Origin of the sequence: Romboutsia weinsteinii, from assembly GCF_002250835.2 — a bacterium.
Classification (GTDB): Bacteria; Bacillota; Clostridia; order Peptostreptococcales; family Peptostreptococcaceae; genus Romboutsia_A; species Romboutsia_A weinsteinii.
This window is the reverse complement of sequence record NZ_NOJY02000075.1, coordinates 1-11,264: the sequence shown is the minus strand read 5'-3', so window position 1 is coordinate 11,264 and position 11,264 is coordinate 1. Positions and strand designations below refer to the sequence as shown.

The 11,264-nt window shown below is 28.0% G+C and carries 12 protein-coding genes; 10 read left to right on the top strand and 2 right to left on the bottom strand.

Annotated elements, in window-relative coordinates:
* The 10 genes from murJ to CHL78_RS18335 all read left to right on the top strand — a co-directional run.
* Positions 1-1,041, top strand: a 1,041-nt coding sequence (murJ, locus tag CHL78_RS18380; RefSeq protein ID WP_116041674.1) for a murein biosynthesis integral membrane protein MurJ, incomplete at its 5' end; no start/stop codon positions are given.
* Between the two features lie 230 nt (positions 1,042-1,271).
* On the top strand, positions 1,272-2,984 hold the full coding sequence (locus tag CHL78_RS18375; protein ID WP_094366991.1) for a dynamin family protein: 1,713 nt from the start codon (positions 1,272-1,274) through the stop codon (positions 2,982-2,984).
* A gap of 1 nt (position 2,985) precedes the next feature.
* Positions 2,986-4,683 (top strand): dynamin family protein, encoded by a 1,698-nt coding sequence (locus CHL78_RS18370; protein ID WP_158540734.1) that lies wholly within the window; start codon positions 2,986-2,988, stop codon positions 4,681-4,683.
* Positions 4,684-4,922: 239 nt separating this feature from the next.
* The gene (locus CHL78_RS18365; protein WP_094366993.1) at positions 4,923-5,588 is read left to right on the top strand and encodes a DUF969 domain-containing protein; all 666 of its coding nucleotides are present in this window, start codon (positions 4,923-4,925) and stop codon (positions 5,586-5,588) included.
* A 21-nt stretch (positions 5,589-5,609) separates the two neighbouring features.
* On the top strand, positions 5,610-6,542 hold the full coding sequence (locus CHL78_RS18360) for a DUF979 domain-containing protein (RefSeq protein ID WP_094366994.1): 933 nt from the start codon (positions 5,610-5,612) through the stop codon (positions 6,540-6,542).
* A gap of 116 nt (positions 6,543-6,658) precedes the next feature.
* Positions 6,659-7,300 (top strand): pyroglutamyl-peptidase I, encoded by a 642-nt coding sequence (pcp, locus tag CHL78_RS18355; protein WP_094366995.1) that lies wholly within the window; start codon positions 6,659-6,661, stop codon positions 7,298-7,300.
* Positions 7,294-7,710, top strand: coding sequence for a gamma-glutamylcyclotransferase family protein (locus tag CHL78_RS18350; protein ID WP_094366996.1), 417 nt, complete (start codon positions 7,294-7,296; stop codon positions 7,708-7,710). The genes pcp and CHL78_RS18350 overlap by 7 nt, the downstream gene beginning before the upstream one ends.
* A 129-nt stretch (positions 7,711-7,839) precedes the next feature.
* Positions 7,840-8,376: a chromate transporter gene (locus tag CHL78_RS18345; protein ID WP_094366997.1), complete on the top strand. Its 537-nt coding sequence runs from the start codon at positions 7,840-7,842 to the stop codon at positions 8,374-8,376.
* 2 nt (positions 8,377-8,378) lie between these two features.
* Positions 8,379-8,945 (top strand): chromate transporter, encoded by a 567-nt coding sequence (locus tag CHL78_RS18340; protein ID WP_094366998.1) that lies wholly within the window; start codon positions 8,379-8,381, stop codon positions 8,943-8,945.
* Positions 8,946-9,097: 152 nt separating this feature from the next.
* Positions 9,098-10,174, top strand: a complete 1,077-nt coding sequence (locus CHL78_RS18335; RefSeq protein ID WP_094366999.1) for a tetratricopeptide repeat-containing glycosyltransferase family 2 protein — start codon at positions 9,098-9,100, stop codon at positions 10,172-10,174.
* 106 nt (positions 10,175-10,280) lie between these two features.
* On the opposite strand, the gene CHL78_RS18330 is transcribed toward CHL78_RS18335, so the two are convergent.
* Both CHL78_RS18330 and CHL78_RS18325 read right to left on the bottom strand, forming a co-directional pair.
* Positions 10,281-10,502: a hypothetical protein gene (locus tag CHL78_RS18330; RefSeq protein ID WP_094367000.1), complete on the bottom strand. Its 222-nt coding sequence runs from the start codon at positions 10,500-10,502 to the stop codon at positions 10,281-10,283.
* Between the two features lie 201 nt (positions 10,503-10,703).
* The coding region (locus tag CHL78_RS18325; RefSeq protein WP_274541869.1) for a nucleoside recognition domain-containing protein at positions 10,704-11,264 on the bottom strand (561 nt) is incomplete at its 5' end.

Here is an 11,264-nt window from a genome sequence, read left to right as displayed (position 1 = left end):
GTGATAATAGTGTCTATTTATCTTAGCACAGTATTAGGACCATACACGCTACCAATAGGTGCAGTACTTGCTATGTTAATACAGCTTATTTTTTATATTAGTTTTGTAAGAAGGACAAACTTTAAATATATTAAGTACATAGATTTAAAAGATGACAACTTAAAAAAACTATTATACCTGCTAGGTCCTGTACTAATAGGTGTAGCGGTGAATCAAATAAACGCCTTACTTGATACCACACTGGCTTCTACATTAGTAAGTGGAAGTATTCCAGCACTTACTTATGCAAACCGTCTAAATGGGTTTGTCCTAGGAATATTTATAGCATCAGTAGTATCTGTTGTGTACCCGATGCTATCTAAACTATCAGCAGAGGAGAACAGTGATAAATTTATAGCTGCGGTTACTTCTAGTGTAAATATAATTATAGTATTGATAGTACCTATTTCTGTTGGGTCTATAGTACTGGCACATCCAATTGTTAGAATATTATTTGAAAGAGGTGCTTTTAATGCTCATGCCACAGATATGACTGCTATAGCTTTAGTATTTTATTCTGTAGGTATGTTAGGATTTGGTCTTAGAGATATACTAGGTAAGATATTTTATTCTCTTAAGGATACTAAGACACCTATGAGAAATGGTATTGTCTCTGTAGTAATAAACATAATCCTAAATTTAATACTAATACGCTATATGGGACATGCAGGTCTAGCATTTGCTACAAGTATATCTTCATTAGTATGTATAGTAATAATGTTTATAAGTTTAAAGAAGAGAATGGGATATTTTGGACAAGATAAAATAATAAGAGCTACAATAAAATCAATTATTGCAGCAGTTATAATGGGAGTATTTGTATATTTCACATATAATGGGCTTATGGATATGTTTGGCACGTTAGTAATTGAAGAGTCTAATATAGTATTAGTTTCAATACTAGTGGGTGCGATTGTATATGGATTACTTATAACTTTATTTAAGGTTAATGAGGTTAATATGATAATAAATCTGGCAAAGAAAAAATTAAAAATTAAGTAATAATAGGCTATATATATTCATGCGTATCTTGAATATATATAGCCTATTATTTTCAAAAATATTAGTTAATAAAATAAGAATGCCATATACTAAATTATATATTTGAATAACAACTGTATAACAAGTTAAAAAATCAAGTACAGAAAATAAGTATTGAACTTTATGTCTAATCATATACTTATGTAAGATAGCAAAATTAGCTATGTAGTATATATAAGAGGGCTGATGATATGTACTTATGTAGAGAAGATGTATTCTCGAATATGATGGAAGTAATAGAATCATTAATGAGTAATGTAAATCGCATTAAAGATGAGATAAAATACTCTAGTGAAAATCGCAGTGAAGAGTTGTTAAACTTCATCGAAAAAGAAATATTAAAAACTAAAGAAAGTATAAATGAATTAAAAAATCCCTTTTTACTTTTTGTTGTAGGCTCAGGAAACTATGGAAAATCAACTCTTATTAATGCACTTTTAAAAGATAACTTAATAGATACTACAGATTTACCAAATACCTGGAAATTAGATATATTTATAAAATCTCAAAGAGAAAAGTTAGAAATAAACTATATAAATGATGAAAAGAAAATATTAAATTTACAATCTGGTAAAAGAATGTTAAAAGAAGAAGAGGATAAATATAAACAAAGTAAAAAACAAGTATCTAGAGAATTAAAGGTTTATAAAAAAAATACTCCAAACTTAGATAGTATGAAAGAATATAAAGAAAGTTTAGAAGAAAAATATTTATATAAATCTAATGTATCACAGGTGAAATACTATATTAAAAATGATACTATATTAAATGACTTTGTTATAGTGGACACACCCGGTTTAAATCAGAACTTAGTCAAAGGTACAATTGATAGGATGAAAGAGTATTATAGAAGATCTGATGGTGTTATATGGATTGTAGATGCTCAAAATATAGTATCTAAAGTTAATAATGATATTATAGATGAAATATCTATGCTAGACTCTACTCAAATAACAAGGAAGAATATGATTGCAGTAATCAATAAGATGGATATAATAAGAAAGAACAAACATGAAGATATTAAAAAAATAAAAGATACGGTAGATGAAATATATAAGGATAAGTTTGCAGATATTATTTTTATTTCGGCAAAGGAAGCAATTAATGGTATCCTCAAAAATGATAACAGTATGATAGAAGAGAGTAATATTAAAGAGTTATATAAAAGTATAGATAAAAATTTTAAAGAAGTATCCGAGATAAATCAAATCGATTCAAAGTATACTAATTTGCATATTATGAAGAATAATATAAAAGATAGTATAACAAGTTATAAGCGCAATTTATATAATGATATATCAAGATATAATGAAGCTGAATATGAATTAAATAAATCACTTAATAACATAAAGTACACCGCAATTCAAATATTAAATAATATACAGTATGATGAGTATATAGATGATATTAATTTATACTTATTAAAAAACAAAGTTAAAGAAGTAGAGACTATTTTATATAGTAGTATAGAAAAGACTTATAAAAATCTTTATACAATATCAAATTTTAGTCAAATTGAAGAAAAAGATATGCTAGATATAAACTTATATTTTACTAAGAGTAAAAATTTGATTATTGATTACAAAGAACAGCAAATCCTACGTGAATATCAATATAAAAATTCAAATCAAATAGAATCACTATTAAATAAATTCAACGAAAAAAAATCAAAAAATACAAATGAATATGAAGTTATTAAAAGAAAAATTTATTCTAAAAAAATAGATGCCCTAAAAAAAGAAATAGAGAGTGCTATAGAAGATACATTAATAGCCATTGAAAAGTCTATAAATAATACTAGAGATAAGACATTTGAAAGTAAATACTTACATAATAAGCAAATAAAAGAGCATCTAAAGTATATAAATAATATTGAAAATATATTAAATGATATGGGGTGTTAATTTGGAGGATACAAGTAAATATATTGAATTAATAAAAAATCTATTGATTTCATCACCTCTTAGAAAAAGATTAGCAGAGAGTGATAATACACCATTTAAAAACTTAATATCACAAAATTTAAATAAAGTGATGGATAGTGTTGAGATTTTAGAATATAAAGAGAATGAGCCTCTAAAAATAGTGATATTAGGAGAGGTTAAATCTGGAAAATCAAGTTTAGTAAATGCACTTCTAAACAAAGAGATAAGCGAAGTTGATGTACTTGAAGCTACATCAACAATTATTGAAGTATTTTATAACGATGAAGAATACTTTAGAGTAAGTAATGATATTACTAAAATAGGCTTAGATTTAGATTATCTTAAAAAGATTAATATTGTTGATACTCCAGGGCTTAGAAGTACAACTTTAAAAAATGAACAAACCACCCTAAAATATATAGAAAATGCGGATCTTATAATGTTTGTAGTGGACGCTACACATCTTGGGCAAGAAGATATTTATGATTCTCTAGATTATATCGCATCTTTCAATAAACCACTTATAGGCATAGTAAATAAATGTGATCTTATTAATGACGACAAAGATGAAATACGAGAATATATAAACGATGAATATGGAATTTATTGCGAAGATCTCTTTATGATATCTTCATTCTTAGAATATCAAGATAGAATAAGTAAAAATGCAAAAGCTGAAGATAGAGATATAATGCTCCCTACTGATAAAAACTTAAAAGAAGGATTTGAAAACTTAAAAAGATATATAAATAATGTGTATAACAATTACGAAGGTGTAAAAGTTAATAGCGTAAAATCTTCTATAGAATCAATTATCCATAAAGAAGTTATAAATAACTACGATTATTCAAAAAGTATATCAATAATTATAGATGAGCTGAAAAAGTATCGAAAACTATTAGAACATAAGGTAGATTATATAAGTACAAAAATGAACTTTGAAATAGAGGATTGGGTAAATAGAATATTTCTTAGTGATGAAGTAGAAAAAATAAAAAATAGTATTGAGGATGCAGAGATTTATATTAATGAAGCATATATAAACTCGGTTATAAGCAAGAAAAAAGAAGAGCTTGACCAAATATTCTTTGAAGAGTGGATTGAATGTCTTAAAGAGGTAAGTAATGAAGTAGATGAGGATATAAAGAAATATATCGAAAACATTGAGTATAGAAGTGAATTATCAGAAGCGCCAAGCTTTGAGATTAATGATGAAAAAATAAATTTAAATGAACTTTTAGCTACAGTTGGAACTGGTGCAATATTAGGAGCTACTTCCGGTGGAGTCATATCATTATATGCTGCAGGAGTAGGTACATCAGCAGCATCTATAACTATAGGAAGCGCACTTATTACTTATTGCCCACCTCTGTTAATTGCAGGTACAATAAGTGGCGCTCTAGGAAAACTTATATATGACAAGATTAAGAATGACCAAAAAAGTAAAGAATTAATCAGTGACATAGAAATTTTTATAAAAGAAATTAAATCTAATGTAGTTGGGACTTTAACAGAAGGCTACGATAATTCAAGCAAGGAAATAGTGAGAACCACTGAAGATATATTTAAGATTTCTAAGAACATATCAATTAATGACTATGAAGCTGAAAAATTAATAGAAGATATAGAAGTTTATGTTGATGATCTAAAAAAATATATGAATTATTGTTATGTATAAAAATAAATAAAAATATCCGTATTTTCATAAATGAAGATACGGATATTTTGTTATGTAAATTTAGTGCTTTCAATGCAGTATGGAAAAATATAGAACTAACTGAATTAAAATAACAAAAATATAATGAAAATATAAAAAATTGTATAAATTTATTGTAAAATATATTATAATAAAAAAATAACAAAGATATTTGCCGAAAAAGACAAATTAGAAAAGATTAGCTAGAAAGGAGAATATTAATGATTAAATTAATAGGAGTTTTAATTGTAGTACTAGGTTTTATATTTAAAGTAGAAACGTTATTTACAGTGTTAGTAGCAGGAATAGCAACAGGACTTGTAGCAGGATTAGATTTTAACTCAATACTTACAGTGTTAGGAGAATCATTTGTTGCAAACAGAGCAGTTTCATTATTTATTTTAACTTTACCGGTTATAGGGATATTAGAAAGATATGGATTAAGACAAAGAGCGATATACTTAATACAAAAGCTTCAAAAGCTTACTACAGGAGGAGTATTAAGTATATATATGTTAATTAGACAATTAGCTGGAGCTTTATCAATAAGAATGAGTGGGCATCCGCAATTTGTTAGACCTTTAGTAAATCCAATGGCACAAGCCGCTTCAGAAAGTAAGTATGGAAAAGTAGAAGAAGAAGATGAGGAAGTAATAAAATCCCTTGCAGCAGCATCAGAAAACTATGGTAACTTCTTCGGTCAAAATTTATTTGCAGGAAGTTCAGGTGTTTTATTAATAGCATCTACACTAACTGAGTTTGGATATAAAGTATCAGAACTTGAAATAGCAAAAGCTAGTATAATAATGGCTGTTGTAGCATTTTTAGTATCAGCAATTCAAAATTATATGTATGACAAGAAATTAGAGAGAAAATATAAGAAATAATTTAGCGAAGGAGGAATTACAGTGCAAAACTTTATAGATATATCGTTAGAACTTTTTTATGTAGCTATGGGACTTTTAATGTTAGTAATAGCATTTAAGTCGTTAAAGACTATAGGAGATAATAGAAAATATGGAACATTTGCATTCTGGGTATTAATATCATTACCATTTATGCTAGGAAAAGTATTACCAGCAAATGTAGTTGGAGCAATATTAATAGCATCAAGTTTATTAACAGTTTCAAAGCAAGTTGTATTTGCAAAATATGATATGCCAAGTGAAGAATTTGGACAACAACAATCTGAAAAAATCAAGAATAAAATATTCTTACCATCATTAGTATTAGCATTTGCAGCAGTTGCAGTTGCTATGGGATTAAAGAACTTTGGAAGTTCATCTCAGTTTGCAATAGGTGTAGGTTCAATAGTTGCATTAATATCTGCATTTATGATAGCAAAACCTAAAGTATCTACTACAGTAGAAGATGGAGCTAGAATGTTACAACAAATGGGTCCTGCAAGTATGCTACCTCAATTACTAGTTGCTCTTGGAGCGTTATTTACTCAAGCTGGTGTTGGAGTTGTTATATCTGATATGATATCTGGTGTAGTTCCAGTAGATAGTAGATTCTTTGGAGTTGTAGCTTATGTATTAGGTATGGCAATATTTACATTAATAATGGGAAATGCATTTGCTGCATTCTCAGTAATAACTGCAGGTATAGGTATACCATTCGTATTAGCTCAAGGTGCTAATCCTGCAATAGTTGGGGCATTAGCATTAACAGCTGGATACTGTGGAACTTTACTTACACCAATGGCTGCAAACTTTAATATAGTACCAGCAGCATTACTTGAAACAAAAAATCAATATAGTGTAATAAAATATCAAGCACCGGTAGCTTTAATATTATTAGTTTTACACATATTCGCTATGTACTTCTTAGCATTTTAATTATATAATAGATTTTAAACTTACTCATTCACTAATGCTTAAAATAATTACTAGTGGGTGAGTAATACTTGTATAAGGTACAAATATAAAGAAACTTCAACATAGGAGGAAACATTATGAAAGTATTATTAACAGGATTTGATCCATTCGGAGGAGAACCAGTAAATCCAGCTGAAGAAGCTGTGAAGATGGTTAGAGATAATATAAATGGAGCAGAGGTAATAAAGATAACTATTCCAACTGTTCAAACTAAATCGGTTAAAGCGATTGAAGAAGCAATAGAAAAGCATAATCCAGATGTGGTTATATCTGTTGGTCAAGCTGGAGGAAGATTTGATATAACTCCAGAGAGAGTTGCAATAAACATGGATGACTTCAGAATCAAAGATAATGAAGGCAATCAACCTACTGATTCTATAATTCATGAAGATGGACAAGCAGCTTACTTCTCAAATTTACCAATAAAAGCAATGGTTAAGCACATGAATGATAACAACATACCTGCTACAGTATCAAATACAGCTGGTACTTTTGTTTGTAATCATGTAATGTATGGTATTTTATATATGATAGATAAAAAATATCCTAATATAAAGGGTGGATTTATACACATACCATATATGACTTCTCAAGTTATAGATAAGAAGAATACACCATTTATGTCATTAGAAGAAATAGTAAAAGGATTAGAGTTTGCTATAGAAGCTTGTACAATATATAAAGAAGATATAAAAGCTATAGGTGGAGAGATATGCTAGTTAAGAAGATATTTGTATATGGAAGTCTAAGAAGTGATATGTTTAACTACAAAAAACTTCTAGAAGGACAAGTTTCTAAAGTATATAAAGGTAGTATACAAGGAGAGCTTTCTCATATAGAAAATAAAGGATATCCAGCAGTAGTTCCTGGTACTAGTACTATACAAGGAGAACTAATGGAACTTTTTAATTTTGAGGAGAGTTTAATTAAATTAGATGATTTAGAAAATTATGATGAGAACAATTATACTGATTGTGAATATTTAAGAAAAGTAGTAGAAGTAAAGTTAGAAGATGGAACTTCTGATAATGCTTATTACTATGAATATAATCCAAAATCAAAACTTAACAAAGAAGATAAGTTGATACCTATCTCAAGTGGAGATTGGAAGAAGTACATGGATAAATAATAAAAAACCTAGAATTTTAATAATTCTAGGTTTTTTATTATGAAGAATCATAATTTACAATAAATTTAAACGTATAAATTGCTTGAATATATTAACAATTTATGATATGACTATATAGGAGGTGTAGACATGAAGGAATTATTTGACTTATTTATGGCTTTTTGTAGGATAGGGGGATTAACCTTTGGAGGCGGATATGCCATGTTGCCTATGCTAGAGAAAGAAGTAGTGGAAGAAAAGAAATGGGCTACAAGTGAAGAACTATTAGACTATTATGCAGTAGGTCAGGCAACGCCAGGGATAATAGCTGTAAATACAGCTACTTTCGTGGGGTATAAGGTAAGGGGAACAATAGGTGCATTTTTTGCAACAGCAGGTGTTGTGTTTCCATCATTTATTATAATTATAACTATAGCTACATTTTTAAAGAGTTTCTCTCAATTTGAAGTTGTACAACATGGACTTGCTGGAATAAGGGTTGCAGTAGCAGTGTTAGTTCTAAATGCCATTATAAATCTTTGGAAAAATTCAGTAGTCGATAAGGTTGGTGTTATAATATTTATATCAACTTTTGTATTTGGAGCTTTTCTAAATATTTCTCCTATATTTATAGTTTTAGCTGCATCTATATTAGGACTTTTACTTAAATACAGAGGAGAAAAATAATAATGACTATATACATACAACTATTTTTTGAATTTTTTAAAACGGGATTATTTGCTGTAGGAGGGGGATTAGCGACACTTCCTTTTTTAACGGATATAGCTGAGAGATATCCTTGGTTTGATAAGTCAATGCTTGCAGATATGATAGCAGTATCACAATCAACACCAGGTCCTATGGGAATAAATATGGCAACCTATGCAGGATTTAATGCTAAGGGTATTATTGGATCTATTGTTGCTACATTTGGATTGGTATTGCCATCATTTATCATAATAATTATAGTTGCGCATTTTCTAAAAAAGTTTAGAGAAAGTAAAAGTGTAAACTCAGTTTTCTATGGACTTAGACCAGCTGTAACTGGACTGATTGCAGTTGCAGGATTTGAAATAGTAAAATTATCTATTATAACATTAGACAAATTTATAGATACAAAAAATATTTTGGATCTATTTGATTATAAGTCTTTAATTTTATTTGTAGCAATATTTTTAATTTCTAGAAACTCAAAAAAACATCCAGCATTATTCATAGCTATTGGTGCAGTAGCAGGGATAATATTTGGATTATAGAATGATATTAAAAAGATATATCTAGATGCTAATTATTATTTATCTAGACATATCTTTTTTGTTTATTTTAAAGCTTATATTAACAAATCATAACAATATATAGCATACTATCATATACTAAATTAGAATTAATAAAATAAGGAGCTAGCAATATGGTTAGTATAAGCTTATGCATGATAGTAAAAGATGAGGAAAAAACTATAGCTAGATGCTTAGATAGTATAAATTCAGTTATAGATGAAATAATTATTGTTGATACTGGATCAACAGACAAAACAAAAGAAATTGCCAGTAATTATACTGAAAAGATATATGATTTTGAATGGAAAGATGATTTTTCTGTTGCTAGAAATTTCTCATTTAGTAAGAGTACAAAAGATTATATTCTTTGGATGGATGCAGATGAAATCATTAATTTAGAGAATAAAAATAAATTGATTAAATTAAAAGAAAATCTAAATAGTGAAATTGATTGTATAAGCTTTCAAACTTATGTATCTGTAGATGAGAGTAATAATCCAAAGTGTATCTGTAGGAGAAACAGACTGGTTAAAAGAGAAAAGAATTTTAAATGGGTTGGATTTATTCATGAATATATAAAAGTTGATGGAAGTATCTGTGACAGTGATGTATATATAATTCATAACAAAATAAAAAATAATGAAAATAGAAATCTTGATATATATAAATCTAACATAGCTAAAGGCAATCAATTTACAGATAGAGATTTATACTATTATGGAAAAGAATTATATTGCAATAAAATGTGGGAAGAGTGTATAAAAACATTAGAAGAGTTTATAAAAAGAGACCCTTTTATTGAAGAAAAGGTTGATGCACTATGTAAAATAGGCAGAGCTTACATAAACAAAGGGCAATCTTGTATAGGAAGAGAGTACTTATACAAAACCTTTGAATATGATGAACCAAGAGGTGAAATAATTTTCAGCATAGCAGATTCATTTGAGAAAGAAAGAAAATATAAGCAAGCAATAGTTTGGTATGAAATTATTCTAGGTTTAGAACTACCAAATGACTGTAATCAATGTGTAAATGTATGTTGCTTAAGATTTACTCCTCATCTAAATCTTTGTATATGTTACTATGAAATTAATGATATAGCTAAATCTTATTATCACCATCTAAAGTGCAAAGATATGAATCCGTTAAATGAGTGTGTAATTAAAAATGACGAGTTTTTTAAATCCATAATAAAAAAAGTAGACTAATTAACTTTTATAAAAATAATTAAGCAGTATAGATGAATTTGAGTTTTTCAAATACATTTATACTGCTTAGTAACGTCTAAATAACTTTTTATATTTATTCATAATACTATTTAAATCGAGTCGAGAATTTGTATAAGCACATAGCGCAATTTTTTATAGTAGATGTGAAGTATCCTGCATTATCAATTAAATTATCATCAGAATACAGCTTTGTAACATCCATTCCAAATTGCAATTTAATATTACTTATTCTTGTATATTGTAAGAACACCATAGATAAAAAATAAATTAAACATAATATAAATATTAAAAGAATAAAAAGAAACATTGTAAAAACCCCCCTCATGCTATAAATAGCATGTCTTTAAATTAATTTTACTATATAACCTAATCAATATCACCTGAAAAAAAAACTCAAAATATCGATTAATTATACAAATTAATACAAGAAAACGGTCTATTTATTAAAGCAAGGGGGAGGATATTAGTATATTAAAAATAATATTTGCGAAATTTGATATAAAAAGTATTAAATTAATTGTAACAAGTTATAAGCAGCAGTTGTTATAAAGCAAACAACAAAGGCGATGACTGTGGGTATTAAAAATCCTAAAGCTGTCCATTTTAGACTACCTGTTTCTCTTTTTATTGTAATAAGTGTAGTAGCGCAAGGCCAATGGAAAAGACTAAAAAGCATAACATTTAGAGCAGTTAAATATGTCCAGCCATTATCTCTAAGAACTTGACCAAGAGCATCTAAACTATCTAACTCGATCATAGAACCAGTAGCGAGATAAGACATTAGAAGAATTGGAATTACAATTTCATTTGCAGGTAACCCTAAAATAAATGCAAGTAGAATAAAGCCATCAAGTCCAATATACTTAGCAAGTGGATCTAAGAAGCTTGCAACATGAGATAAGATGCTTAGATCACCAATATAAATGTTTGCAAAGATCCAAGTCATAATACCTGCAGGGACTGCAACTACTACAGCTCTTCCAAGTACGAAGATTGTTCTATCAATGACAGATGTATATAACACTCTACCTATTTGAGGAGCTCTATAAGGAGGTAATTCTAAAGTAAA